The organism is Pseudobutyrivibrio sp. YE44 (genome assembly GCF_900104335.1).
Classification (GTDB): Bacteria; Bacillota; Clostridia; order Lachnospirales; family Lachnospiraceae; genus Pseudobutyrivibrio.
Genome location: NZ_FMXT01000001.1, coordinates 464,259 through 490,988 on the forward strand (window position 1 = coordinate 464,259; position 26,730 = coordinate 490,988).

General features: G+C 34.4%; 25 protein-coding genes. 5 read left to right on the plus strand and 20 right to left on the minus strand.

All coding sequences use genetic code 11. The annotated features are described in order from the left end of the window. Positions 1 to 26 precede the first annotated feature (26 nt). The gene (gene lexA, locus BLR54_RS02115; protein ID WP_090416567.1) at positions 27 to 641 is read right to left on the minus strand and encodes a transcriptional repressor LexA; all 615 of its coding nucleotides are present in this window, start codon (positions 639 to 641) and stop codon (positions 27 to 29) included. A gap of 169 nt (positions 642 to 810) precedes the next feature. On the opposite strand from lexA, the gene BLR54_RS02120 reads away from it, so the two are divergent. The 5 genes from BLR54_RS02120 to BLR54_RS02140 all read left to right on the plus strand — a co-directional run bounded on the left by BLR54_RS02120 (position 811) and on the right by BLR54_RS02140 (position 5,366). Further along, positions 811 to 1,128, plus strand: coding sequence for a LysM peptidoglycan-binding domain-containing protein (locus BLR54_RS02120; protein ID WP_176761831.1), 318 nt, complete (start codon positions 811 to 813; stop codon positions 1,126 to 1,128). A 108-nt stretch (positions 1,129 to 1,236) separates the two neighbouring features. Continuing rightward, the gene (locus BLR54_RS02125) at positions 1,237 to 1,986 is read left to right on the plus strand and encodes a lysophospholipid acyltransferase family protein (protein ID WP_090416569.1); all 750 of its coding nucleotides are present in this window, start codon (positions 1,237 to 1,239) and stop codon (positions 1,984 to 1,986) included. A gap of 126 nt (positions 1,987 to 2,112) precedes the next feature. Next, a complete protein-coding gene (locus tag BLR54_RS02130; RefSeq protein WP_090416570.1) occupies positions 2,113 to 2,562 on the plus strand; it encodes a hypothetical protein in 450 nt (149 codons plus the stop codon). A gap of 107 nt (positions 2,563 to 2,669) precedes the next feature. Beyond that, on the plus strand, positions 2,670 to 3,734 hold the full coding sequence (locus BLR54_RS02135) for a tyrosine-type recombinase/integrase (RefSeq protein WP_090416571.1): 1,065 nt from the start codon (positions 2,670 to 2,672) through the stop codon (positions 3,732 to 3,734). 123 nt (positions 3,735 to 3,857) lie between these two features. Next, positions 3,858 to 5,366, plus strand: coding sequence for a hypothetical protein (locus BLR54_RS02140; RefSeq protein WP_090416572.1), 1,509 nt, complete (start codon positions 3,858 to 3,860; stop codon positions 5,364 to 5,366). Positions 5,367 to 5,482: 116 nt separating this feature from the next. Here the strand turns inward: BLR54_RS02140 and BLR54_RS02145 are convergent, their stop codons facing one another. From BLR54_RS02145 to mutS, 19 genes are all read right to left on the minus strand, one after another. After that, entirely contained in the window at positions 5,483 to 6,403 is a 921-nt protein-coding gene (locus tag BLR54_RS02145; protein ID WP_090416573.1) for an RluA family pseudouridine synthase, read from the minus strand. A 1-nt stretch (position 6,404) separates the two neighbouring features. Then, complete coding sequence (gene lspA, locus BLR54_RS02150; RefSeq protein ID WP_090416574.1) at positions 6,405 to 6,926, minus strand: signal peptidase II; 522 nt, start codon at positions 6,924 to 6,926, stop codon at positions 6,405 to 6,407. Next, positions 6,926 to 8,017: a 3-dehydroquinate synthase gene (aroB, locus tag BLR54_RS02155; RefSeq protein WP_090416575.1), complete on the minus strand. Its 1,092-nt coding sequence runs from the start codon at positions 8,015 to 8,017 to the stop codon at positions 6,926 to 6,928. The genes lspA and aroB overlap by 1 nt, the downstream gene beginning before the upstream one ends. Before the next feature lie 70 nt (positions 8,018 to 8,087). Beyond that, positions 8,088 to 8,606: a cell division protein SepF gene (locus BLR54_RS02160; RefSeq protein ID WP_090416576.1), complete on the minus strand. Its 519-nt coding sequence runs from the start codon at positions 8,604 to 8,606 to the stop codon at positions 8,088 to 8,090. Positions 8,607 to 8,621: 15 nt separating this feature from the next. After that, positions 8,622 to 9,326 carry a YggS family pyridoxal phosphate-dependent enzyme gene (locus BLR54_RS02165; RefSeq protein ID WP_090416577.1) on the minus strand — a complete coding sequence of 235 codons (705 nt, stop codon included), beginning with the start codon at positions 9,324 to 9,326 and terminating at the stop codon, positions 8,622 to 8,624. 18 nt (positions 9,327 to 9,344) lie between these two features. Further along, a complete protein-coding gene (locus tag BLR54_RS02170) occupies positions 9,345 to 10,736 on the minus strand; it encodes a biotin/lipoyl attachment domain-containing protein (protein ID WP_090416578.1) in 1,392 nt (463 codons plus the stop codon). Between the two features lie 78 nt (positions 10,737 to 10,814). Next, positions 10,815 to 11,237: a twitching motility protein PilT gene (locus tag BLR54_RS02175; protein ID WP_090416579.1), complete on the minus strand. Its 423-nt coding sequence runs from the start codon at positions 11,235 to 11,237 to the stop codon at positions 10,815 to 10,817. Between the two features lie 193 nt (positions 11,238 to 11,430). After that, a complete protein-coding gene (locus BLR54_RS02180) occupies positions 11,431 to 12,411 on the minus strand; it encodes a D-alanyl-D-alanine carboxypeptidase family protein (RefSeq protein ID WP_090416580.1) in 981 nt (326 codons plus the stop codon). Then, positions 12,395 to 12,790: a methylglyoxal synthase gene (locus BLR54_RS02185; protein ID WP_090149724.1), complete on the minus strand. Its 396-nt coding sequence runs from the start codon at positions 12,788 to 12,790 to the stop codon at positions 12,395 to 12,397. The genes BLR54_RS02180 and BLR54_RS02185 overlap by 17 nt, the downstream gene beginning before the upstream one ends. Continuing rightward, positions 12,791 to 13,906 carry an FtsW/RodA/SpoVE family cell cycle protein gene (locus BLR54_RS02190; protein ID WP_090416581.1) on the minus strand — a complete coding sequence of 372 codons (1,116 nt, stop codon included), beginning with the start codon at positions 13,904 to 13,906 and terminating at the stop codon, positions 12,791 to 12,793. Next, entirely contained in the window at positions 13,906 to 14,589 is a 684-nt protein-coding gene (locus BLR54_RS02195; protein WP_090416582.1) for a septum site-determining protein MinC, read from the minus strand. Before BLR54_RS02195 ends, BLR54_RS02190 begins: the two co-directional genes overlap by 1 nt. 22 nt (positions 14,590 to 14,611) lie before the next feature. Then, a complete protein-coding gene (locus tag BLR54_RS02200; RefSeq protein WP_242871181.1) occupies positions 14,612 to 17,461 on the minus strand; it encodes a penicillin-binding transpeptidase domain-containing protein in 2,850 nt (949 codons plus the stop codon). Beyond that, a complete protein-coding gene (mreD, locus tag BLR54_RS02205; protein ID WP_090416583.1) occupies positions 17,448 to 17,993 on the minus strand; it encodes a rod shape-determining protein MreD in 546 nt (181 codons plus the stop codon). Before mreD ends, BLR54_RS02200 begins: the two co-directional genes overlap by 14 nt. Beyond that, positions 17,986 to 18,849: a rod shape-determining protein MreC gene (mreC, locus tag BLR54_RS02210; protein WP_242871182.1), complete on the minus strand. Its 864-nt coding sequence runs from the start codon at positions 18,847 to 18,849 to the stop codon at positions 17,986 to 17,988. Before mreC ends, mreD begins: the two co-directional genes overlap by 8 nt. Positions 18,850 to 18,863: 14 nt before the next feature. Further along, the gene (gene mreB, locus BLR54_RS02215; protein ID WP_090416584.1) at positions 18,864 to 19,877 is read right to left on the minus strand and encodes a rod shape-determining protein; all 1,014 of its coding nucleotides are present in this window, start codon (positions 19,875 to 19,877) and stop codon (positions 18,864 to 18,866) included. An 87-nt stretch (positions 19,878 to 19,964) separates the two neighbouring features. Continuing rightward, positions 19,965 to 21,191, minus strand: coding sequence for a methionine gamma-lyase family protein (locus BLR54_RS02220; RefSeq protein ID WP_090417279.1), 1,227 nt, complete (start codon positions 21,189 to 21,191; stop codon positions 19,965 to 19,967). A 61-nt stretch (positions 21,192 to 21,252) separates the two neighbouring features. Continuing rightward, positions 21,253 to 22,191 (minus strand): tRNA (adenosine(37)-N6)-dimethylallyltransferase MiaA, encoded by a 939-nt coding sequence (gene miaA, locus BLR54_RS02225; RefSeq protein WP_090416585.1) that lies wholly within the window; start codon positions 22,189 to 22,191, stop codon positions 21,253 to 21,255. Next, positions 22,191 to 24,116: a DNA mismatch repair endonuclease MutL gene (gene mutL / locus BLR54_RS02230; protein WP_090416586.1), complete on the minus strand. Its 1,926-nt coding sequence runs from the start codon at positions 24,114 to 24,116 to the stop codon at positions 22,191 to 22,193. Before mutL ends, miaA begins: the two co-directional genes overlap by 1 nt. Further along, positions 24,116 to 26,725, minus strand: coding sequence for a DNA mismatch repair protein MutS (mutS, locus tag BLR54_RS02235; RefSeq protein ID WP_090416587.1), 2,610 nt, complete (start codon positions 26,723 to 26,725; stop codon positions 24,116 to 24,118). The genes mutL and mutS overlap by 1 nt, the downstream gene beginning before the upstream one ends. Positions 26,726 to 26,730: the final 5 nt, after the last annotated feature.

The window sequence follows — 26,730 nt, forward strand, 5'->3', positions numbered from 1 at the left end:
AAGGACGACCGAAAGGTCGTCCTTTTTTAGAAGAAACGGAAGACTCCGAATACTTTTCCTAAGATAATACAATTGTCTACGATGATTGGATCCATAGTGTCGTTTTCTGGTTGAAGACGAATATGTCCATCCTCTTTATAGAATGTCTTTACAGTAGCGCTATCATCTACAAGAGCTACAACCATATCACCATTTCTGGCAGTATCTTGCTGCATAACAATAATTGTATCTCCATCAAGAATACCAGCATTAATCATTGATTCCCCTTTAACCTTTAACATAAAGGACTGTTGATTAGGCATGTGCTCAGCTGGGATAGGGAAGTACTCTGAAATGTTTTGTATAGCAAGAAGTGGCTGACCAGCAGCAACATTTCCGACTACAGGAACATTAACAACCTCTCGACGAACAACATTGAAGCTGTCATCAACGATTTCGATTGCACGAGGCTTAGATGGGTCTCGCTTTATATAACCATTTTTTTCAAGTGTTTCAAGATGAGAGTGGATAGAAGATGTAGATTTAAGATTACATGCATCACAAAGCTCTCTAACAGTAGGTGGATATCCTTTATTTAGTATTTCAGCTTTAATTACTTCAAGAATTTCACGCTGTTTAGCAGATATTTTTCCGTATGCCATAAGGAATATTCTCCTTTCATTTTTTCTAAAATTACTGTAACACAAGGAACATACTTTTGCAAACAAATTTTCCGAATTTTTGTTCGAAAAAATGTTGACAAACGATTGTTCGTGTAATATATTCTATTCAGAACAGATGTTTTCGAACGAATATTTGGAGGCGGTTATTATGAGAATGAAATCAAAGGGTAAGTTACATAGTCAGGCACTTGTTATTATGTTTGTTTGCTTAACTGTTATATCAGCCTTTGTATTCTTTAGTAATAGAGCAGAAGCAGACAATAGTAAAGAGGTTAATACCTATTATACAAGCTATGAGGTACAGCCAGGAGACACTTTATGGACCATAGCTGACGCTTTCATGACACCAGAACGATCAGATAAATCAGCATTCATTGACAACATTAAAAAGCTTAATCATTTATCTTCAGATGATATTACAGCAGGCAATTATATAGTTATTGAGTATACAGTTGCTCAGCAGTAAAAGGCTTATTTCATATTTTCCTTCACTATGTTAATATACATATATATAGTTATATGATTCAGAAAGTATCAATATTTTGTATATCTTCATTTAATATAAAGGAAATATATGTTAAGATTTGTAATTGCAATTGTATCTAATTTAAAAAGAGCACCAAAGCTTGTTAGTACAATGCGTAAAATGAGCAAGCATAAGGATAGATATCCAGAGAAGGTTCGTTATGCTTATGCGCTAAAGCTAATTCGTCATATTAAAAAGAGTGCTCGAATAACCACCGAGGTTTATGGAGCAGAAAATCTTCCTAAAGAGGGCGGTTACATAATGTATCCTAATCATCAGGGGAAATACGATGCACTTGGTATTATGTACGCTCATAAAGAGCCCTGCACCTTTGTTATGGATAAGGCAAAGTCCTATGGTTTTCTTGTGAGAGAAATTGTTGATTTATTAGGAGCAAAAAGGCTTAAACTTGATGATGTTCGCCAGAATATGAAGTTAATGGATAATATTACTGAGGAAGTAAAACAGGGAAAGCGTTTTATTCTGTTTTCTGAGGGTGGATATAATCATAATGGCAATATTGTTAAGCGTTTTAAGCCTGGTAGCTTTAAATGCGCTATGAGAGCCCAGGTTCCAATTATTCCTGTTACTCTTATAGACTCATATTTAGCTTTTAATAGTTTAAAGAGAGGTCCAATTACTACAAAAGTAATATTTGGTAAACCAATTTATTACGATACTTACAAAGATATGAAAACTACAGATGTAGCAACAATAGTTAGAAACTCTATTATCACAACTATGGAAGAATATGGCATAAGTGATAATAAAATCGAAGATTCTGCTCAAATTATTTAGCTAAAAACTAATTGACCTAAAAGGTTCAAAATGTTAAATTATTACAGTATGTTTTACACACATCCATTGAGTTATGAAAAATATTAAATTATGTAACAAAAACGAGTTAGGAGAATTATACTTTCAATGAGATGTAAAAAAATAATTACTGTAATATCTTTAGTTTCTTTAATGTCAATGCTTTTTCTTGTAGGTTGCAAGAAAGAGGATACCCTTTTTAATGGAAATGATTTCCGTGTTGGAAATTGGGGTGATCCATTATATTTAATTGAAAAGAACGAAGGTGCAATGATTACACTTGAGGGTGATTCCCGTCTTGTTTATTGGGATTCATTCTTAGGATATGATGCGAATGTCTCTTATATTTTCTACGAGGAAAAGCTTTCTAATGGTTATTTTGAATTAGAATCATCACAGAGCACAGATATTGTCTATGCAAACGTTAATATTAAACTTGGCGAAATGTATGGTAAGCCAATAGCTGAAGATGAGAATTCTACAAAATACAAAAGAGGCAATGGTTATATCTATGTATCAAAAGCTGGCTTAAACTGTACAGTTTTGATGGGGCAATAGTTTTATTGCTTCCGCATATATCTATCGGATAAATATCTGTTTTTCCGATAGATAATAGTAAATAAATACTATATAATAGATATATCATTATTTGGGAGGTTTTTGTTATGGGTAAAGACTCAGACTTCTATAAGGACAAATCAAAGAATCAAAAGGTTAAATTACGCGAGCTTCAAGCTCAGCTTCCAAAGCCTGCATTAGATTACATCTATTCCAAGGAACAAACTACACAGACAAGCACTTTAATTTCCTATAGCTATGACTTGCTTACTTTTTTTCGATTTTTAGCAGCCTCTAACCCTACAATTGCAGGTTCAGAGCTTAAAAAAATTGATTACAAGGTTCTAGATCAAATTACAGCTGATGATATTGAGGAATACAAACGCTACTTAGAATTAAATACCGAAGGTGAGCAACATGAAAACAGCAAACGTGCCATTGCACGTAAATTATCGCCTCTTCGTAGCATGTACAAGTATTTACTTGCAAGAGAATTCGTTTCTAAGGATCCAACACAGCTTGTGGATTTGCCAAAGCTAAAAAAAGACAAAAATATTGTTCGGATGAATAACTATGAGGTTCAGTCTATTTTAGATGCCATTGAAAACGGTGAAGCCTTTGCCTCTGAACGTCAACGTAAATACAACCAAAAAACTCGAGGTCGTGATTTAGCAATACTCACCTTAATGCTTAACACTGGTATTCGTGTCAGTGAATGTAATGGTCTTGATTTAAACGATATCGATTTTAATGTTAATTCTTTAACAATCGTACGCAAGGGTGGAGGTCAAGATATCATCTACTTCAACGATGATGTTTCTACTACTTTAAAAGACTATATTAATGGTGAACGAACCTACATCCTACCTGTAGATGGTCACGAAGCAGCACTCTTCTATTCCCTCCAGGGTAAACGTCTTAGCGTTGATGCTATTGAAAATTTAGTTAAAAAATATGCTAAAATTGTAGTGCCAAATAAGAAAATTACGCCACATAAGCTTCGTAGTACTTATGGTACTGCTCTCTATCGTGAAACAGGGGATATAAGGCTGGTAGCGGACGTTTTAGGCCATGAAAATATCAATACAACCATTGATTACTATGCTGCAATTGAGGATGAGCATAAGAAAATGGCCAGAAATGCTGTAGATTTCCGCAGAAACGATAATTAGTTATTATAATTACATATTATAAAATAAGCACAACAAATCTAACTTAATACACAAAAGATTATTATATATTTTACGAATATACATGGCATAATAGATTGGAAATTTTTTTAGGAGATAATATATATGATAAAGAAAAATTGGCAATTCTATTTATATGGGTTATTTGTTTTTGTAGGGATGTTACTGTTTTTTACAGTTATTAATCCTTTAGTTGTTTATGATGCTGACGACTGGCTATATATTTATGCTATACGTTTACCAATTCCATTGTTACATTCTTGGAATCCTACAAGAATATTTCCAGAAGTTGCCATGCCTTCTGTATCAGCATTTGCAGCTTTTGTTATAAATCCAATACTAAACAACTATTGTCGTTCCTTAACACTGGCACATGGTTTATTTGGAAGTATATTATTTACCATATATTTTGTTCAGTTTTCTTATCTATTTTATAAGCGTAAAATTGCTTCTTTAAATAAAAGTATTGCATATGGATGTCTATTTATTTTGCTTCACTTTATTTCTCATATTTTTATGGGAAGCAATAACTTCTTTATGATTGGCGCCATAGATTTAACCTGCTTTTATTATTACACTTTGTCAGCCATACTTAATGCAACTTTAGTTATGCATTTTATGTCTTATGGAAGCATTGATGATTGGTTTAAAAATAGTAATTTATTACACAAGATTATTATCTTTATTTGTTTGTATTTTGCTATTTTTTCAAATTTGTTTTCATCTGTAGTTCTTGCTACATACGTTGGAACAAACCTATTATTAAACCTCTTAAAAGATATTAAAAACAAATCTTTTGTTTTTAAGGATTTTTGCATAAATAATTGGTTAAAACTAGTAATTATCGCCTGGTGGTTCCTTACAAATATTCTTGAAACAACTGGTGGACGTGCTGATGGTATGCATAAAAGCATTCTATTCAATTTGCCTATATCTTTAATTGTTACTTTACTCAGCTTAATCGCTAAGAACGTATTTATAACTATATTAGATTTAGTTGTCTTTATAACCTGTTATAAGCTCTATAATAAAAAGCTGAATGAAACAGGTAAAAGCTTTGTGTTTTATATTGGCTTTACTGTTATTTACATTGTATTGTTAAGCGCTTCAGTTAATCCTAATTATGCAATGCGAACAGAAGTCTCTATATGCTCATTATTCTATTTGTTTATGGGAATGATCTTGTGTTTAAATGAGCTTATAAAAGCCAATAAGAAATATAATAAATTGCCATTAATCTTAGCGGGCACAATATTATTATTATTTATTAATCCAGGAACACTTCTTCAGCATTACAACTATTCAAATATTTCATATGATAAGTGTGAAGCTGTAATGAATGATTTTATTGATCAGGTTAAAACTGCAGAACAAAATGGTCAAACAGAGATTGTTCTTGAAATTCCTAGATTTGAAGAAGATACAAATTGGCCTATCAGCGATTTTGTATGCAATAGAGTTGTTGAATCTCTCTATATACACCAAATTGTCGACACCAATATAACCTGCAATGAAGTTAATATTACAGATGAGAAAAACGAACAATTTGGAATCAGTCCTGAAAGCTGGTACAGCCAAATGTCAAAATCAATTAAAGAATTACTCCATATGTAGCTCTTAACCATAGATTTTAAGTTGAAATAGAAAATTCATTCAGATTACTAATCTTACATAATAGATATTCAATAAATATAAAAGGTCTTCTAGAATATAAATCTAGAAGACCTTTTTCATTCTAAAGTCATTTTTCTATATTTTTTAAGTAATTCTTCGAAATATACTGGCAAAGGTGCAACTGCCTCTATGTACTGACCTGTTGTTGGTTGAATAAAACCAAGAGTCTGAGCATGTAGTGTCTGGCCATCTAAGTTCTTTACTGGCTTTCCATAAACATCATCTCCTAAAAGTGGATGTCCAATGGAAGCCATATGAACACGAATTTGATGAGTACGTCCAGTTTCAAGTTTAAACTGAACATAGGAATAGCCTTTAAATTGCTCTACAACCTGATAATGGGTAATAGCCTCTCTTCCATTGCTTACCACTGCCATCTTCTTTCTATCTTTAGGATTTCGGCCTATAGGAGCATTCACTGTTCCTTCCTCTTCCTTGAAATTACCAATTACAATCCCTTTATATATACGATTTACAGAATGTTCTTTTATTTGAGCAGCTATATGATTATGTGCCTTATCATTTTTACAGACCAATAAGGATCCTGTAGTATTCATATCTATCCTATGTACGATACCAGGCCTAATTTCCCCATTAATGCCTGATAAAGAGTCTTTACAGTGAAACATCAACGCATTAACTAAGGTACCTGAATAATGGCCAGGAGCAGGATGAACCACCATACCTTTTGGCTTATTAACTACAATTACGTCATCATCCTCATATAGTATTTCTATCGGAATATCTTCAGGTACAATGTCAATTTCTTTAACAGGCTCCACGCTAACAACAATTTCATCTCCAAGCCTGGTTTGATATTTAGATTTAACAGTTTTTCCATTCACCAAAATAAAGCCACTATCAATAGCTTTTTGATAGTAGCTTCTGGATTTTTCAGGATTATTTAAGGCTAAGAATTTGTCAATTCTAACGCCTTCATCAGATGGTTCTTCAATTATTATTGTAAATTCATCCATATTATTTAAATAATAAGCGACGCTTAATCTCCTCTAAATCTTCATCCTTATAATAGAATAAAATCAATATAAGTAAAACAAAAATTGCCACAGTTACGTAACAGTCAGCAACATTGAAAACAGGAAAATTGATTAAAGAAAAATAAATAAAATCAACAACATAATTGTTTGCCACTCTATCAATATAGTTTCCAATAGCGCCTGCTATAAGAAAAAGAATTACATAGTCTAAGAAAACATATTTCTTTGCTTGTGGCATCCTTATAATAATATATACCATAATTATTAATAGGATTGGTGTAGCAAAAGCAAATAAAGTTTGTTTTCCTTCAAGAATTGAGAAAGCTGCACCAGTATTTTCAAGATAATGTAGCTGTAACACCTTAGGAATTAAAATCATATCTTCTTTATTCATAAGATGCTTTACCGCTAATACTTTTGTCCATTGATCCAGTAAAATCAATAGCACAACCAGAATAAAACTATATATTAATGAAATACCCTTATTAAACTTATAAAACATTAAACTAATACCTGTTCTATGGCTTCTAATAATTCTTCATCGGAAAAATCCAAATAAGAATCAGCTTCGCCTATAGCCTTTAAAATAGTAAATTTAATTTTATTGTTAACCATTTTCTTATCTGATTTAGATGCTTCTAATATGTCCGAGGCCTTAAGGTTAGAAATGGTTGTAGGAAGATTATATTGCTTTATGCATGAATTAATTTCATCCTGTTCTTCCCAAGTTATATTTCCAAGTTTTGCGGATAAATATCCTGCACAAACCATTCCAAGCGCAACACATTGTCCATGGCCTAAGGTGAAATTTGCAAGTTTTTCAATTGCATGACCTAATGTGTGACCATAATTTAAATATGCTCTAATACCTTTTTCCTTAGGATCAACTTCAACAACATGCCCTTTTATTTTGCAACAGCTGTATACAGTGTGTTCTAGGGCTTCAGGATTTCTTTCATTAAGCTTATTTACATTTTCCTTAAGCCATACATATAAATCCTTGTCAGCTATCAAGGCGCTTTTTATAACTTCACCCATACCACAAGCAAAATTATCGTCATCCAAGTGGTTTAGTGCACCAAGATTCATATATACCATTTTAGGCATATAAAAAGCACCAACCATATTTTTATACTTGTTAAAATCAACACCTGTTTTACCGCCAACAGAACTATCTACTTGAGATAATAAAGTTGTAGGTATTTGAATAAAATCAATTCCTCTTAAAAATGTGGCAGCTGCGAATCCAGTTAAATCTCCTACAACGCCTCCGCCGAGAGCTACTAATAGAGAATTTCTAGTAAATTTCTTAAGAATTAAATGTTCATATAACATATTTACTGTGTCGAGATTCTTGTTTTCCTCTCCCGCAGTAAAACTAAAAGAAGTAACATTACTTTCTGTAGTTTTGAAAATATCAATTACCTCTTTCAAAAATAAGGATGCAACATTTGAATCAGTAACAATACAGATATTATCATATTTAGAATTAATATCAGATTTAAAGCAATTCAAAAGATCTGAAAAATCTGTTCTAAAATGAATCTGGTAACATGGAGCATTTTCATAATTAATCATCAAGTCTTTAGCCATTAGTATTCTCCCTTAGTCCTTATAAAAAAACACCAGATATTTTCATATCTGGTGCAAGTATCAAAACAAATTAAAAGCCTGTTTGAATTCCAGTGAAGTCAAAGGCATCTACGATTCCTGCTAAATCACCAGAAAGCTCAACTCCTGCTGGAGTAATAATGAAGATATAATCTTCAATTCTTTGTAAATTACCATCTATAGCGTAGCAGGTTCCACAAGTGAAATCTATGATACGTTGTGCAACTCCAAGGTCTAAACCTTTCATATTCAGAAGAACTGTACGTTCAGCTAAAAGTGTCTCGGAAATTTCACGAGCATCTTCGAATGAAGATGGTTTAATAACACAAACCTCCATAACAGCTCCTTTCGATTTATTTCTCATTGGTGTAACTTTTTGCGCAGGTTTAAACGATCTAGTCTCCTTTTCAGAAGGCTTATTTAGAACTGGACGCTTTTCCTCCTCTTCTCTATCTTTTTTTCCGAACTTGTTAAAGAAAGATTTTTCCTCTTCCTCATCATAAAGCTCTTCGTCTTCATATTCATCGTAATCATCACCAAGATGCATTGCATCAAGCATTCTCTCAAACATAACAAAAACTCCTTTTTATAGGTTGTAATTTCTCTCACCGAAGATGGCTGTACCCACTCTAACATGAGTTGCACCTTCTTCTATGGCAACTTCAAAATCATTTGTCATTCCCATAGATAAAATTCTCATATCTACATTATCGATGTTTTCGTTAGCGATGTCAACCGATAAATCCTTTATTTTGTGAAAAATCCCGCGATTTTCTTCAGGAACCACAACATTTGGTGCAATAGTCATTAATCCCATTATGTGAACTGCATCTAAATGTGAAATCTCCTGACATAATTGTTTTGCTTCCTCTAATTTAACACCAAACTTTGTTGTTTCATTAGCTGCATTTACCTCTATAAGGATTGGCACTATAACACCATGCTTCTTTGCTTGTATATTTATTTCCTCTGCTAAACGGTAGCTATCAACTGAATGTATAAGCTTAACCTTATCAACAATATATTTAACCTTATTTCTCTGTAAATGACCGATTAAATGCCAATCAATATCATTAGGCATTTCAGGAATCTTTTCTGTAAGCTCTTGCACCTTGTTTTCGCCAAAGCTTCGCATTCCCTGATCATAAATTACTTGTAAATCAGAAACTGGCTTTGTTTTACTGACTGCAATAAGAGTAACCTCATCACGATTTCTACCAGCTCTTTTACAAGCAGCTGCAACTCGCTCTTCTACGCTAATTAAATTATCCTTTAATTCCTGCTCTCTCATATCATTCACCTCGTTTTGTTAATTTATGATTGTATTTTCCTCTACTTCATCACCTTGTAAAACAATATGGTCATACATAGATATACCATAATTAGTTCCTGTTTTAATTATTGAATAATCATTATTCTGGTAGAGTATTTCTATTTGTTTAAAGACAGCATAGCCTTTGTTTACATTGTAAACACCTTCTAGTGTAGCCAAATCACTACCTACCACGTATTGGTCTTTTGAGTTTGGCTTAATGAGTACATCTCCTCTTTTAACATCATTATTATCGATATAATAAAAATCATCTGTCTCATAATAGATAACAGGATTTATGTACTCTCCCTTATCTCCATTTTGAAGAAGGAAGCCAGCAGAATCATCATTGTTTCCTTGCATCATATATGCTTTAGGAATAGTAAAGAACTGCTTCTTAACAATAGATGAATTTGGAATTTTTAAACCTGAAATATTATTCTTAATAATCTTTATATGAACATATCTGCTATCAGCATATCTGTCCATAGAATCATCCAAGGATAAAATTAAATAATATTTTCCTGCCTTTTCTGTAAAGGATAGATTTGTCCAAGTTTCTACTTCATCCTCAAGGAAACGAATTTTAAGATAGCTTTCTTCCTGTAAGGAATCATATAAATCTTTATCTACCTCACAAACAAGATTCCAATGATCTGAGGTGATAATTTTATAAACCGGTTGACCTGCTACTACAGATTCCTGTGATTTAAGGTTTTCAGTAGAATATGCTGACATATCAAATGAATCAGATATAAAGGAATCTACTGTAAGGTTTTCTAATCCATCTACAGAATAAACTATTAAACCTGGTGTAGGGCTATTGTATATGGTAAAGGTTCCGGAATTGATAGCGTTTTGAAGAGTATCGCCCATGGACTCCATTGCAGAAACTGTGTATAGCTGCTGAATTTGGGATTCGAGCTCTGTTTTAAAGGAGTATAGCTTGTTGTAACTTGTATTGTTAAAATCGTAGGTATAGCTAGATATTGCAGACTGAAGCTTTTCATAATCATCAGCACTAAGGTTCACTTCAGCATTACCAGTTGACTCTTTTAAGGATGATAGGATTTCTCCTGAGGTATCTAAGGCATATACCCTTGATTTTGCACCTACTTTGGTGAAGTTTTCAGCTAAATATAATAAGTCACCATTTGTATCAGCGTTAACAATCTGTTCTTCTCTGATAGCAAGGGCGTTATACTCAAGATTTGAAGATATTGAGCCCTGAGAAACCTCGTATACAGTGATATTAGCAGCTGTAATATAGGTCAATAAATGATAGAGCATATATATAAACATTACACCAATAATGATAAAACCTATGGAGAAATGGTATTGTCTCGGATATTTAATTATTTTGCTTTGCTTTTCTTTTCTCTTTCTCATAAGTTGAAATTTACTCTTTTACCAAATTAAAAGGGCACGAATCCGTGCCCCCATATAATTCATATTAATTAATACAATCTATAAGGAAATAATGATTTTACCCTTTGCATCTTCAGGCAAATCCTTTTCATTCTTGCTAACAGATAAAACGAATTTAACATCAAACATGTTACAAACTTTATCAAGCTTATTAAGAGCTGCAGCGAACTCATCATTATCATCAATATATGATACTGTAAGGAAACTGTCTAAGAAAACCTCTTGAATGTCGGCGTTCTGTGATAAAACACCACTTAAGAAACCTAAGAACTCATCAGTAGTCTCAATAGGATAATCACCCATATTGATTAAACGAATTTTTGAATCTAATTCATACATGTGCTTTGTATTCTTATCAATGTATACAACAGATCCATCAACCTTTTTAATATCGGTATTTACCTTGTCTAATAAGTACTTTGTCTTGCCTTTGCCCTTCTCGCCTGATATTATCTCCACCATGTTTGTATACCTCCCTTTTATGTATTTAGCATTGGCTATTGTCCCCCTCCAATGCTTATCTTTTTGTTAAGTATATTCTAACATAATAAGACTAAAAGCTAAATAACCAAAACGACATTTATTTAAAAATTGTCATTATTTTTTACAATTAACTGAAAATCTCGGAGGTATTATAATATTATCTAAAAAATATTTAAATACAATAATTGCTGAGCATTTCATTCATTAACAAGTATAGATTAGATCTACAATCTGCATTAAAAACAATTGAGATAATTTTATCATGGTCTTCATTTTCTGATAGTAGAACTAAACAGTATCCCGCAGCGCCTGTAGTACCAGTCTTACCGCCTAAAATAGAAAAACCGTTAGGCTTGTGTACATTACCTGAAAGATATTGATTGGTAGTTCTCCAATCTACGGTTTTTGAAGTACCACCGCTAGTATAATTTGCAGTATATGAGGTAGCTGTAAATATTGTATAGAAATCAGGATTCTGTATAGCTGCATTTAAAATCAAATACATATCATATACAGTGGTGTAATGGTTTTCATCATGAAGTCCATTAGGTGTAACAAAATGAGAATTGGTGGCTCCTAAATTTATAGCAGTCTCATTCATAAGGTTAGCAAAAGTCTCTACGTCTCCACAGATACCCTCTGCAATTGCTACAGCTGCATCATTTCCAGATCTAAGCATTAAACCATACAATAAATCTCTTAAGGAAATAACGTCTCCAGCCTTTAAATTAATAACAGAAGAATCGCTAGCTTGATCTACAGCATTCTCACTAACAGTATAGTAATCATCAAGATTACCTTTCAAACATGCGATATATGCAGTAAGAATTTTTGTGGTGGATGCTGGATAAAGCTTTTCGTGTACAGACTGCGCATATACACAGGTCTGTTCTGTAATGTTAAAAGCTGCAGCTCCAGATGCAACCTGAGAATCAACCGATGAAGTACCTAAGTCTTCATTGCCAGTTACACATAAATCCTTTGCAAATAGCTCTACATCTGAACTTGCGCCATTATGGGTGATACCATATGCGTCAGAAGTATCATATAACTTATAGCTTGTTATATCCTCGTCTGCTTTTCCGCAGGAAATCAAGGATAAAGCTATAGTAATCACTAAAAACAGGGAGATATATTTATTTATACATTTCACGCCACTCAAGATCTCCTCTATCTAAAGACTTTATAAGTAATTCAGCGGTCGCTAAATTTGTAGCTAAAGGAATATTGTGGGCGTCACAAATCCTTACAATACTATTTACATCTGGTTCGTGAGATTTAACAGTAAGTGGATCTCTCAAGAAGATAACTAAATCGATTTCATTCTGCTCAATCTGTGCTCCTAACTGCTGAGTTCCACCAAGGTGACCAGCTAAGTATTTGTGCACAGAGAGATTTGTAACCTCCTCTACTAGTCTGCCAGTAGTTCCTGTGGCAAAAATCTCGTTTTTGCTAAGGATTCCACGATAAGCTATACAGAAATTCTGCATAAGCTTCTTTTTGGAATCATGAGCTACCAATCCAATGTTCATTTAAAAAAGCCTCCCGTTATTATTTTTTGATTGAAGACCAACATTCAAAACTATACCAATACCAAAATAAACTGTAACTAAAGATGTTAAGCCATAGCTTACGAAAGGAAGTGGCAAACCGGTATTTGGCATCAATCCTGTAACTACGCAAATATTAACGAAACTTTGGAAACCAATAAGTGTGGCCATACCTACACAAATAAGCTTTCCAGAAACATCCTTCGCTTTCTTTGCAATCATTAAAATTTCAATTGTGATAAAAAATATAAGTAATATAACTAAAGCGGAACCTACAAATCCAAGCTCCTCTCCTGCTACTGCAAAGATAAAGTCAGTATGAGGTTCAGAAATGTAATTACCATTCTTAACTGAATCAAAAGCATCATTTCCTAGTCCTTTTCCTAGCAACTGGCCAGAACCTATTGCCATAATAGAATTCTGTTGTTGATAGGAATTCTGAGGATACTTGTCTGGCTTAAGCCATGCAAGAATACGTATACCCTGATATTCCTTTAAAATAGTCTGTCCCTCTCTTGAAATAAGAGCCAATAGGATTAGAATAGATGGAATTGTTACACCAAGAACTATTCCAACAAACTTATAACTAAGTCCCACTACAAACATCATAACACAAATAATCATCATTGTGACTATAGTAGTCGATAAATCTGGCTCTTTTTCTATTAAAATTAACGGAATTGCAGATAAAACCATTGTTAAAGCTAGTACTTTTGGCTTATTTATATCTTCTTCATGCAACATAAGAAACCATGCGAAGAATAAAATAAGCAATATTTTACCTAATTCCGAAGGCTGGAAACGAACGCCCACCTCAATCCAACGGGTAGCACCACCAGCATCATCACCAAAAATCAAAACAGCTAAAAGCAAAGCTATTACTAGTCCGTAATAAACCCAATGAAAATGAAGAATAAAATCATAATCTATAAGAGTCATACCAGACATTACAATAACCCCAAGAATCATTCCAATAATCTGCTTTTGTTGATTGGATTCGTTTGCTGAACCAATAACAAATATGCCCACTATTGTAAGTGCAATAACTGCAAGTATTAACTTAATATCTAGATTCTTAAATTTATAATTGTGAAACATTAATTCTTAATCCTCTTTAATAAGCCACTGCTTAAAGGCTCTGCTAAAAGCTCATGGTTCCATACAGAAATACCAACTGGCTCACTTTTTGAACGACGAACTCTAAGAGACCATTTCTCTTGGAACTTTACCTGACCTGACTTTGTTCCAATTTGAATATTTTCAGAATCTAACTCGCCAGCAACAATATAGCAGCCTGAATTGTCAGGGTAACCTGCATGACAGGTGCCATTTAAACTACCCATAACAATTATATTACCTTTAGCTCTAACGGTAGCTTTAGATTTAACATCTCCAAGAATAATAAGACTGGAATCAGAAGTAATCACATCATGTTTAGTGACACTTCCTCTGATTATTTTCGCATTTTCAAAGATTTCATCGGTATAAAACCTATCTATCTCTCCAAGCATACGAATATCTTTATACTCATTGTTCTCATTGAGAAGAATAATTTTAATTTTAGAATTCAATTCTATTGCCTGAATAATAACAAGGCCCTCTTCTGTTGAAAGTTCACGTCCAAAGGTTTCAAGAACCATGGAAGTCTCTCCAAAAAAATCAGCGGACTTGGCGAACTTTTCACAAATAGCTCTAACTAATTCCTCAAATGGAATTGTAGGATCTAACTGTAATGAAAGACCATATTTATTACTCTTTAAAACTACAGGATCATTTCCCAAAATAAAGCCTCCCTTTTGTTAATTAATCTGTAATTTCATTTCCAGCATCTGATACAGTACTAGCTTCACCACTAAGCAATTCTTCGGTGGAAGAAACACCAAAGTAGTATGAAAGAATATCCTTTGAAACTGCAGCTGCATTATGCGAGGTGTAACCGTAAGCGATACGTGTTGCAATTGCAATTTCTGGTTTATTATAAGGTGCAAAACCAATAAATAACGCGTGGTTAGGTCTGCTCTTTACCTGCTGAGCTGTACCTGTTTTACCAGCAACTGGAACAGAGAAGTTGTCGTAAGAAGAAAGGGACTCAACTACCATTCTCATACCATAATGGATGGCATCCCATTGGCTACTGTTAAGTACGTCAATTTGATTTCTAACAGAAGGGCCATAGCTTTCTAAAACATTTCCTTCTGAATCTTTAACACTGTCTAATAAGGTAAGATTATAAACGGTTCCTCTGTTTGCTACGGCTGTTGCATAGCGCGCTAAACCGATAGTTGTAAAGTTGTTATCAGACTGACCAATTGCTGCCATGACAGGATATTCTGTGGCAATATGAGGAGTATTCTCTTCTACTTCAATACCTGTTGTCTCATCAAGACCATAAAGGCTTGCGTATTTTTGGATTTTTTCAATACCCTTAACCTCATCATAGTTTCCATCACCACCAGAAAGTCTCCACCCAACTTCATAGAAGAAATAGTTACAAGAATCTCTTATAGCCTCAGAAACATTGATACTACCATGGTTGCTAGGATATATCCAACATTTTGGTTTATTTGAAACCTTGTTGTACTGACCCAAATCCACAATCTCTGTGCCGGTATCAATAACATTTTCTGCCAAACCTGCAGTTGAACTAATAATCTTGAAGGTAGAACCTGGAGCAGTTCTCTGCTGTGTAGCATAGTTATATAAAGGATTTGCTGCATTATTAGTCAAATATGAATAGTAATCAGCATCTACCGAATTTGCCAGTTTATTATTATCATAACCAGGATATGTAACCATAGCTAAAACTTCACCAGTTCTAGTGTCGATGATTGCAGAAGATCCCGAGCAAGGATCCAAGGCAAGCTGGCCAGGTGTAAGTTCAAGATTTTTAATTTTTGAAAGCATAAACTCGTATGAAGACATACGACCACTTGTAAGCATTTGATAAGTCTCCTCATCTGCCTCAAGCACTCCCTGATCGTAAAGAATAATACAAAGCTGTGATCCAGAAATACCATCATCAAGTAACAGATACTTATAGATTAAATTCTGGAAACCTTTGTCGGTAGACAAATAATCAATTAAATAATCTATAAGATCGTTGTAAAGCTCTTCTGTATCAGCATACTTAGCTTCATTTTCATATTTGGTAATATCAATCCAGTTTTGTTCGATGGCATATATCAAATATTTGTTAACAGCCATTTGTTCTGAAGTCCAAGCTGTCTGAACCTCTGAACTATTATCAATAGCACTTGCATCAAAAATACCTATGCTTTTTAGCTTGGTAACAAGATATGTAGAATATGCTTGATACTCATTTGGTAAATCGCTATATACCACCTCGTTATTAGCCTTAAGCTGGCTCTTAAGAGTAGCTAATACTGTTTTTTGCTTGCCCTTGAAGGCAGATAAAACAGCCTTTTCAGTAGCAGTAGCATTTTCATCTGCGAAGGCATTAGTATCAATAATGCCATTTTTAATTAAAGAATAGTAAACATCATATATAGGCACAACTACATCTGACGCTGAAGCATGTTCGGAAGCGTGATATTCTTTGATGTTTGCAATCTTTGAATAAAGAATACCTGCTATCTCCTGTTCCAGAAGTGTATAGGTAGCCTTTTGAAGATCGTAGTCAATAGAAAGATAAACATCATTTCCAGATACGGCAGCAAGATAATCTCCTTCTGCAATAGTGTTACCCACACTATCTACATAAAGGGTCTCATGACCTTTCGTTCCAGAAAGATAATCGTTCATATATTTTTCAATACCAGATTTACCAATAACGTCTGTAGCCTCAACAGTATCGTCTTTCTTAGAAAGCTCTTTGTACTCTGAGGTAGAAATCTGGCCAGTATAACCAATTATATGAGCAAAATATTCGCTGTCTGTATATCTACGTAAAGATTTTTGTTCTATGGCAACACCAGTAAGCTCGTTAACATTCTCTTCGATAAAGGCAACAGATTTCTCAGAAATATCAGATGCAATTACTGTAGAAATGTATTTTTGATAGGAGTTTTGGCCCATATTATAACGAACTACCAAAATCTTATAGCGAAGCTTTTTATCGTATTCATCTGAAATGTTATAAACTTTATCGCTAGATAAATAATCAATGATTTGGTCTGCTGTGGCAGTAGCCTGATCAAAACCAAGCTTTTCACTGTATTCCAAATCATCTATGCTTGATTTTCCGAAAACATCAGCTCGAAATCTTTGCAATGAATTTCCAGAATACATAAACTGATATTCGCCAGACGAATCAATAATAATAGGGAAATTATTATCGATAGAATCACCATTTTCCTCTAGCTTTTGAATGATTCGTGCGATTTCTGAATTAAGAGAGCTACTTCTCTCCTTCTTAGAAGAATAGGTTCCAGTATCTTGAATAGTAACAGCGTAAACAAGTTCGTTATAAGCTAAAAGATTACCTTTTCGATCATAGATATTTCCTCTAGTAGCAGGAATTGTCTCGGTTTTCTCCAGCTTTAAGTTGTAGTTGTCCTGATACTCAGAACCATTAATAATTTGTAGATAAAATAGGCGTGAAATAAGGACAGCAGCGAAAATGCCCATCACTACTGAAACAACACGAATACGTGAAGATAATGCATTTCTAAGTATGTCCTTAATAGTTTCCAATTCGATCAGAACCTTTCTTTTCCAATTTTTCTAGCCAATTATTTATGTATAAAATGAAATAATAGACGAAAATAGAAACAAGTAATGTATAAACAACCTCAGGTAAAATTATATTCAATAAATAAAAGGAAAAATTGTACTGAGATTTATAGCCCATACGAGCTACAAAGGAAGCGACACCATAAATAAGGTCGCTAGTGCCAATAAGAATCATAGGAAGTCTTAAATCGTCACCAAAAAACTGCTTCTTAAAAAGACCATTAAGAAGACCTATATACATGTAAATAAGAGCATAGCATCCAAAAAGAGAACCTGAAAAAATATCAAGTAACAAGCCGGTGAAAAATCCAACTAAAATACCATGTCTTCTCCCCTTCATAAAGCCATAGGTAGCAACAACGCAAAGGAGCACATTAGGCGTAACACCCGCAAGTCTATATCTTGAAAAAACACTTGTCTGCAGTAAGAAACATACATAAATTACAAGTGCGATTATCAATATTCGTTTTAAATACTGTTTAAAATCACTCACTCTTGTAAGACTCCTTTAACTGCTTTATAACAAGAACATCAGATAAATGTTTAAAATCTACAACAGGTGTAATTGTACCTGACTTTGATAAGTCGTTTTCATCAAGATTAACAGATGAAATATATCCAATCATAAGACCAGGTAAATATTTATCAGAAATATTTGATGTAACAACAATATCACCGATAGCAACCTTATCATCACTATCACTAAGGTTAGAATAATTAATTAAATTGCTAGCAGTCATGTTTTCAAGACTACCAGAAACAATACAATTATCTTCAGTAGATGAAATTGTGGCACTAACATTTGATGTATCATCAATAATAGCTCTAACAACCGCATAGCTATCACCTACAGAAGAGACTATTCCTACCAAACCACCATCGGCGATAACATTCATATTAACCTTTATGCCATCCTTTGAGCCTTTATCGATGGTAAAGGTGTTGAACCAGTTTGAAGTACCTTTTCCGATAATACGTGCACCCGTAGTGTCATAGTCGTAATAGTTTTGGTCTAACTCGTAGAGTTTTTGAAGCTCATCTAGCTCTCCTAGCTTAAGCTCCATACTTTTGATTTTATCATTCAATTCTTCAACTTCTGTCTGAAGAGCTTCGTTTTCAGCCACAAGCTGTTTTTTAGTTTTTGTGTCAGATGAAGAAATCGCTATAGTGCTGCCAATATAATCGATTCCTTTTTGCATTGGAATAAAAATATGATTAGCTATTGTTTCTAATGGGCCACCAGTAAAACCAGTAGAATAGCTAAAAAACAATAGCATAATGCATATGATTGATAAAATCGTGAGCAGATATTTACTTGGTATACCACCATTTGATTTTCTCTGTCTCATAATACCTCGATTAATTATTTAAAAATTCTAGTTTTCATACTGTAGCCATACTGTTTGAACTTAGTGTCAGAAAGTACTGAACCAAGACCTCTTACACATGACTCCTGTGGTTCATCAAAGCAATTAACCTTGATGTTTGTAACCTCTGAGAATAAATCTGTAAGTCTAAATAACTGAGATGTTCCACCTGTAAGATAAATTCCAGAATGAACAATATCCTTTGCAAGCTCTGGTGGAACTTTTTCAAGAATAAGCTTAACGTTTGTACAGAAGCTTTCAAGATCAGCCTTGATAGCGTTGTAAATTACATCACTTTCAATTTCCATCTCGATAGGAAGACCACTAACAACATCTCTACCTACAACAGTAAGCTTCTCTCCTCTGCCCTCGATTGCAGAACCAATTTCCTCTTTAAGCTGCTTTGCAGTCTTTTGGCCAATAACCAAATTAAAGTTTCTCTTAAGGTAAGTAACAATAGATTCATCTATCTGATTTCCACCAAAAGGAAGTAATTCAGATAATACTAAACCACCTAAAGAAATAACAGAAATCTCAGTTGTATCTGCACCTAAATCAACAACCATAACACCAGTAGGTTCAGATACATCAAGTCCCATGCCAATAGCACTTGCGATAGGCTTTTCACATACCCTGATTGAATGTGGCTTGTTCTTTGACTTACTAAATAAATCAGAGAACGCCTTCTTTTCTACTTCTGTGATATCTGTTGGAACTGCAACAACAATATCAGAACCTTTAATCTTGCCTTTTAATTCCTTTTCAAGAACTTCAAAAAGCATTGTCTGCATATTGTCAAAATCAGCAATTACACCTGAGACAATAGGAAATGAAACCTGAATTGTGTCAGGAGCCTTTTCATACATTGAATATGCAGCATCACCGTAAGAATACATTTGATTCTTGTTTACAATTGCAATTGTGTTTTTAATGTTTGTGATTGAACTAGTTGCTCCGCTGAATATTTTTAAATTCTGAGTTCCTATATCAATTCCAAAAGAATTTGGCATAACTATCCTCCAACCTGAAAATTATTTTAAAACCAGCTAAAATATAGCAAAATTACACATTTTAAATAGTGCCTTTTAGGTGATATTTTAGCACAGTTGAGATATGTTCACAAGGCGAGCATCCACAAGTTTCTGTAAGCCTTTAAGGATACCAAGCTTGGCATGATTCCAAGTTAACCCACCCTGGAAAAATGCTGTATAAGGCTCTCTAAGTGGACCATCAGCAGAAAGCTCAATTGAGGATCCCTGTACAAAAGCACCAGCCGCCATAATTACCTGACTATCATAACCTGGCATATCCCAAGGTTCTGGAGAAACATATGAATCTACAGGAGCCGCTGCTTGAATACCTTCACAGAAAGCAATTAATCCTTCTGGTTTTAAGAAAGAAACCGCTTGGATAATATCGTATCTAGGCTCTGTTGAATTTGGGATACAAAGAAATCCTAAGTTCTCAAAAACATTAGCAGCAAAGATTGCGCCTTTTAAAGCACCTGCAACGACAGTTGGTGCAAGGAAAAATCCCTGATAGAAGGATTGCATTATACCAAGTGAAGCACCTACTTCTTTTCCAAGACCAGGAGATGTTAATCTATGTGCTGCATTTTCCACACAGGCTTTTGTTCCAACAATATAGCCTCCTATTGGAGCCAAACCACCACCTGGATTCTTAATTAAAGATCCAACACACATATCAGCACCAACCTGAGTAGGCTCAATTTTTTCTACGAATTCTCCGTAGCAATTATCAACCATGCATATAATGTCTGGCTTTATATTTTTAATAAAGGAAATAAGCTCTCCTATTTGCTCTACAGAAAGTGTAGGACGATTTGCATATCCCTTTGATCGCTGAATAGTAACAAGCTTTGTTCTTTCGTTAATTGCTTTTGCTATTCCATCAAAATCAAAGCTTCCATCCTCTAACAAATCAACCTGTGAATAGGTAATTCCGTATTCAGCCAAAGAACCATTTGAAGGTCTAATTCCAATAACCTCTTCAAGAGTGTCATAAGGCTTTCCAACTGGTGATAATAATTCATCCCCAGGACGTAAGTTACTCATTAACGCAAGCGCTAAAGCGTGTGTACCACAAGTAATCTGTGGTCTAACAAGTGCATCCTCTGTTTCAAAAACTGATGCGTATACCTTTTCTAAGGTGTCACGACCTACATCATCATAACCATAACCTGTGGAGGTATTAAAGCACTCTGCAGCAACCTTATGCTTTTGCATAGCCTTTAAAACCTTGAGCTGATTGTATTCAGCCACTTCGTCTATTTCTTTAAAGCGCTCTTCAAGATTTTTAATCATCTTTGAGCCGAAGTCACAAACTTCCTGTGAAATTCCAAAATCTTTATAAATATCTAACACCTTATATAATTCCTTTCTGTTTTAAGGTCTCAAGTATTGTAGAAAGAAGACTTTCTTCTGTAGTGAGTACTGTTTTGTCCAGCCAAACAACTTCCCTCTCTCTTCTAAACCAGGTAAGCTGTCTTTTAGCATAGTTTCTAGAATTCTTTTTTATTAATTCTAAAGCTGCATCAAGATCCATTCGACCCTCTAAATAAGCAATAATCTCTTTATAACCAATGCCATCCATAGAGGTCATTCCTGGCTTACAGCCATCTTGTAAAAGCGTTTTAACTTCATCAACAAGACCAGCTTCTTTCATAATGTCTACACGCTTGTCTATGCGATTATATAATATTTTTCTATCATCATTTAGCACAAAATAAGCAAAATTATATGGGCTAGTTCGTTCTCTTTCTCTTTTATTGTGAACAGAAAACTTTTCCCCTGTTTGTTTATAGTATTCTAAAGCTCTTATTACGCGCTTTCTATTAGCAGCCGGAATTGAATTTGCAGATTCCTCATCTACTTCAAATAGCATTTTATGAAGAGCTTCATTGCCATTTTTATTTGCATATTCCTCTAACGAATCACGGTACTTCTGATCTACCTCAGACTCCGTAAATTGAATATCATAGAGAATCGCCTGTATATAAAAACCGGTGCCACCACAAATAATAGGTATTTTGCCTCTAGAGTAAATATCCTCCATGGCCTCTAAAACCATTTCCTTAAAACGAACTACATGAAAATCCTCGGTAGGTTCAATAACATCAATCAAGTGATGTTTTACACCTTCCATTTCCTCAGGCATTATCTTTGCAGTTCCAATATCCATGCGTTTATAAACTTGCATGCAATCAGCAGAGATTATCTCACCATTAATTGCTTTTGCAAGATTTATGGATAATGAAGTTTTACCAACAGCAGTTGGACCGGTAAGAATAACTAAGTTTTTCATTAAATAATCCTTTTAAATTTCTTTCCTAATTCATACTCGGAAAAAGATATCATAGTTGGTCTTCCATGAGGGCAATGATAAGGATTTTCAAGCTTTAATAAATCATCAATGAGAGTTTTGATTTCTGGTAAGGATAGCTTGTTATTACCCTTAACTGCAGCCTTACATGACATGGATGCAACCTTTTCTACAATCATATCAAAGGAATCACTTGCTTTATAAGATTGACAATCAGCAAGAACCTCTAAGAAAAAGTCCTTTGGATTAAGATTTAATAGATTACCAGGAACGCCATTAATAGCAAGCTCGTTTCCACCAAATTCTTCTATGCGATATCCTAGACTTTCAAAAGCATCTTTGTATTGCTGGTAAAGCAGAATGTCCTGTGGAGTTAAAGACACAATAACAGGGGGACTAATCATCTGAGAAGTCATTTCCTGGGTCTTAAGTCTAGCCATAGTTTTTTCAAACAGCACTTTTTCGTGAGCTGCATGCTGGTCGATGATATACATATTTTTGTCGTATTCAACAATCCAATAGGTATCAAAAACCTGGCCTATAATTTTATGCTCTTTAATAGCCTCTTTATCTAAGAAACTAATTTGTTCATACTTCTCTCCACCTCTATTTTTTTCAGCAAACTTCTTTTCGTATGGAGTATCACTATGAATTTGAGCAGTAATAGATTGTTTAATTTTTTCTAATCTATCCTTTTCAAAAGGTTCTGGCATCTTTACAGGCTTACTATCAGTGGTAGGCTCACTAACTGGAATAGAGTCGCTATGCTGTTGGCCAATAAAATCTTGAGCACTCTGAAAACTGTTACTTGAAGGAGGAACAACCTCTGTAGTTTTTGTTAGAGCCTGAGAAAACTGCTGAAATACCTTAGAGCTAGGTTGTATTTTTTCTTCCTCAACCTTAGCCTCTAAAATATCCTCTCGTTTTCTAAGACGTTGATTAAGTACTTTAGTGAGAAGTTCACAAATGTTACTCTCATCCTCAAATCGAACCTCCTGCTTTGTAGGATGAACATTAACATCAACAGCCCCTTCATCAAATTTAATATTTATAACGAAGAATGGATACTGATGACCCATCAAGAAGCCATAATAGCCTTCCTCGCAAGCCTTTGAGAGTGTATTACTTTTAATATATCTTTCATTGACGAAAAAGTGCTCAAAGGCTCTATTTCCTCTTGCAATTACAGACTGTCCTATAAAGCCATTAATAGACACCCTTTCGTCCTTATAATCAATATCTAAAACGTTACTTGCAATAGTACGACCGTAAATTTGGTAAATAGTATCGGAAAGAGAGCCATTTCCAGAGGTCATAAGCTTTTCCTTACCGTTAAGAAGGAACTTAAATGAAATCTCTGGATGAGATAAAGCCAAATGTTCAACCACATCAAATACATAGCTGCCCTCAGTACTTTCAGATTTTAAGAATTTCTTTCTAGCAGGTGTATTATAAAACAATTGTCGTACAATGAAGGTTGTGCCATTTGGTGCACCAATATCAGTCAAAGAAATCTCTTTTGCTCCTTCAATAATGTAGCTAGCACCTAGCAAAGAATCCTCAGTTTTAGTGATAAGCTCTACCTTTGAAACAGCAGAAATACTAGATAGTGCTTCACCTCTAAAGCCAAGGGATCTGATACAATTTAAATCTTCTGCCTTTTCAATCTTAGAGGTTGAGTGTCTTAAAAAAGCAATTTGAATTTGGTCTTTATCAATGCCAGAGCCATTATCAGTGATTCGAAGATATTCGATACCGCCACCCTTAATTTCTACGGAAATAGCGGTAGCACCTGCATCAATACTATTTTCTATAAGCTCTTTTGCAACTGAAGCAGGACGCTCAACTACCTCGCCTGCCGCAATCTTATCGATTGTTTCCTGACTAAGTACATTTATTTTATTCATTATTCTGCCACCTTGTTGTGAAACTCAAACAAAATATTCATTGCCTCTAAAGGAGTGATTTTTGTAACATCTAAATTCTTAAGACCAGCAATAATCTCTGCTTCATTTTCAGAAATAGTAACGCCTTCTATTTCTTTAAGCTTTTCTTCTATCTGTTCTCTAATAGCAATTCTATCTGAAACAGCTGCTATATCATTTTCATTTAAGGAATTAACAATTGTACGTGCTCTTGTTAATACCTCTTCTGGAAGACCTGCAAGTCTTGCAACCTGAATACCATAACTTTGATCAGCCCCTCCAGGAATAATTTTTCTAAGAAAGATAATGTCCTCTCCTAATTCCTGAACTGCTATGCAATAGTTGTGAACGCCCTTTATCTGACCTTCAAGCTCTGTAAGCTCATGATAATGAGTGGCAAACAAGGATTTTGCACCAATATTATAGGCAATATGTTCAACCACAGCCCACGCGATAGATAAGCCATCGTAGGTAGAAGTTCCTCTTCCTATCTCGTCTAAGATTAAGAGTGATTTGTTGGTAGCATTATGAAGGATATTGGCAACCTCATTCATTTCCACCATAAAAGTAGACTGACCAGTTGATAAATCATCGGAAGCACCTACTCTTGTGAAGATTCGATCAACCACACCGATACATGCTTCTGTAGCAGGAACAAAACTTCCAATTTGAGCCATCAGAACAATCAATGCCACCTGTCTCATGTAAGTAGACTTACCTGCCATGTTAGGACCTGTAATAATGGCGATTGTATTTTGATTAACATCAAGCTGACAGTCGTTTGAAATAAACTGATTAGCTTCAATCATTTGCTCAACAACTGGATGTCTGCCCTCTTTAATCTCAATCACACCACGATTGTTTATGATTGGTCGAACATAATGATTCTTTTCTGCAACAACACCTAGAGAAATTATAGCATCCAGCATGGCAATGGATTTTGCAGTGATTTGAATTCTATCTACACTAGCTGCTATTGTATCTCTAACAGTTTTGAAGAACTCATATTCAATGGTGTTAAGTCTATCTTCCGCTCCTAAAATACTATCCTCAAGCTCCTTTAACTCAGGAGTGTAATATCTTTCAGCATTTGTAAGAGTCTGTTTTCTAACGTAATAGTCAGGCACTAAATCTTTGTAGGAATTAGTAACCTCAAGATAGAAACCAAATACTTTATTAAACTTAATTTTTAAGTTCTTAATACCTGTTTTTTCACGTTCCTTGGCTTCTAAGTCGGCCAACCATTGTTTACCATCTATTTTAGCAAGTCGAAGTCTATCAACTTCTTCGTTATAACCCTTTTTAATAATATCTCCATCTCTGGATGAAATTGGTGGCTCATCATCAATAGCCGAATCAATTAATAGATACAAATCCTTCATATCATCAATATTTGCATCTAAAGATTCAATAAGATGTGAGTGAAATCCCTTAAGCAAGGTTTTAATTGGTGCAAGCATTCCAATAGATTGTTTGAAAGCAATCAAATCTCTTGGATTTGCTGATTGATATGTAATCTTTGTAATAAGTCTTTCTAAATCATATACAGAAGAAAGATATTCTCGAAGCTCTTCTCTATCGATTAAGGAACTGTTAATTTCTTCAATAGCATCCTGTCTTCTAATAATCTCATCAACAGAAATAAGAGGCTGTTCTATAAAGGCCTTAAGCTGTCTTGCGCCCATAGCTGTCTTTGTTTTATCCAAAACCCAAAGAAGAGAACCACGCTTTTGCTTGTCACGCATTGTCTCAGTAAGCTCAAGATTACGACGAGTAGAACTGTCTAAAAGCATGAACTTTCCATCTGTATAAGGTGTAAGATGTGTTAAGTGGGCCAGCTCAGTTTTTTGTGTTTCTTTAAGATAAGTTAATAAAGATCCTGCAGCAACCTTTCCTATGGCAAAATCCATAAGGCCCAAGCCCTCTAAGGAGTGAGCGTGGAAATGAGTAAGGATTTCTCTTGTACAAAGCACATCATCAAAGTATGAATCATCAAGCTTTGATGCTACACATTCCAGTTTGTTTGATAACTCGTTTAAATCAATTCCAGATTCAAATATAGACTTAGAATAAATAATTTCTGCAGGATTAAAGCGAAATACTTCGTCAATAAGCTTACGAACTCCATCAACTTCTGTTAAATAAAAATCTGCAGTAGAAATATCACAAGCACTAACACCAAAAACACCCCTGTTGTAAAAGAGGGACATAATATAATTGTTACTGCCTTCATCTAAGGCCATTTGGTCTATATTTGTACCAGGGGTAACTACTCTTATAACCTCTCGTTTAACGAGACCTTTTGCTTCCTTTGGATCTTCAACCTGTTCACATATAGCTACTTTATAACCTCTGGAAACAAGTCGATTTATATAACTATCTGCAGCATGAAAAGGAACACCACACATAGGCGCTCTCTCTTCTGCTCCACAGGATTTTCCAGTTAAGGTAAGCTCAAGTTCTTTAGAAGCTGTCTTTGCATCCTCAAAGAACATCTCATAAAAATCACCTAATCTGTAAAATAAAATACAATCCTTATATTCTTCTTTTGTTTTTAGATACTCCTGCATCATTGGAGTGTATTCTGCCACAACAT

What these genes read in the sequence shown, in the direction of transcription:
- lexA (WP_090416567.1), bottom strand. Translation starts at nt 641, where the DNA reads ATGGCATACGGAAAAATATCTGCTAAACAGCGTGAAATTCTTGAAGTA.
- BLR54_RS02120 (WP_176761831.1), top strand. Translation starts at nt 811, where the DNA reads ATGAGAATGAAATCAAAGGGTAAGTTACATAGTCAGGCACTTGTTATT.
- BLR54_RS02125 (WP_090416569.1), top strand. Translation starts at nt 1,237, where the DNA reads ATGTTAAGATTTGTAATTGCAATTGTATCTAATTTAAAAAGAGCACCA.
- BLR54_RS02130 (WP_090416570.1), top strand. Translation starts at nt 2,113, where the DNA reads ATGAGATGTAAAAAAATAATTACTGTAATATCTTTAGTTTCTTTAATG.
- BLR54_RS02135 (WP_090416571.1), top strand. Translation starts at nt 2,670, where the DNA reads ATGGGTAAAGACTCAGACTTCTATAAGGACAAATCAAAGAATCAAAAG.
- BLR54_RS02140 (WP_090416572.1), top strand. Translation starts at nt 3,858, where the DNA reads ATGATAAAGAAAAATTGGCAATTCTATTTATATGGGTTATTTGTTTTT.
- BLR54_RS02145 (WP_090416573.1), bottom strand. Translation starts at nt 6,403, where the DNA reads ATGGATGAATTTACAATAATAATTGAAGAACCATCTGATGAAGGCGTT.
- lspA (WP_090416574.1), bottom strand. Translation starts at nt 6,926, where the DNA reads ATGTTTTATAAGTTTAATAAGGGTATTTCATTAATATATAGTTTTATT.
- aroB (WP_090416575.1), bottom strand. Translation starts at nt 8,017, where the DNA reads ATGGCTAAAGACTTGATGATTAATTATGAAAATGCTCCATGTTACCAG.
- BLR54_RS02160 (WP_090416576.1), bottom strand. Translation starts at nt 8,606, where the DNA reads ATGTTTGAGAGAATGCTTGATGCAATGCATCTTGGTGATGATTACGAT.
- BLR54_RS02165 (WP_090416577.1), bottom strand. Translation starts at nt 9,326, where the DNA reads ATGAGAGAGCAGGAATTAAAGGATAATTTAATTAGCGTAGAAGAGCGA.
- BLR54_RS02170 (WP_090416578.1), bottom strand. Translation starts at nt 10,736, where the DNA reads ATGAGAAAGAGAAAAGAAAAGCAAAGCAAAATAATTAAATATCCGAGA.
- BLR54_RS02175 (WP_090416579.1), bottom strand. Translation starts at nt 11,237, where the DNA reads ATGGTGGAGATAATATCAGGCGAGAAGGGCAAAGGCAAGACAAAGTAC.
- BLR54_RS02185 (WP_090149724.1), bottom strand. Translation starts at nt 12,790, where the DNA reads ATGAACATTGGATTGGTAGCTCATGATTCCAAAAAGAAGCTTATGCAG.
- BLR54_RS02190 (WP_090416581.1), bottom strand. Translation starts at nt 13,906, where the DNA reads ATGTTTCACAATTATAAATTTAAGAATCTAGATATTAAGTTAATACTT.
- mreC (WP_242871182.1), bottom strand. Translation starts at nt 18,849, where the DNA reads ATGAGACAGAGAAAATCAAATGGTGGTATACCAAGTAAATATCTGCTC.
- mreB (WP_090416584.1), bottom strand. Translation starts at nt 19,877, where the DNA reads ATGCCAAATTCTTTTGGAATTGATATAGGAACTCAGAATTTAAAAATA.
- BLR54_RS02220 (WP_090417279.1), bottom strand. Translation starts at nt 21,191, where the DNA reads ATGATTAAAAATCTTGAAGAGCGCTTTAAAGAAATAGACGAAGTGGCT.
- miaA (WP_090416585.1), bottom strand. Translation starts at nt 22,191, where the DNA reads ATGAAAAACTTAGTTATTCTTACCGGTCCAACTGCTGTTGGTAAAACT.
- mutL (WP_090416586.1), bottom strand. Translation starts at nt 24,116, where the DNA reads ATGAATAAAATAAATGTACTTAGTCAGGAAACAATCGATAAGATTGCG.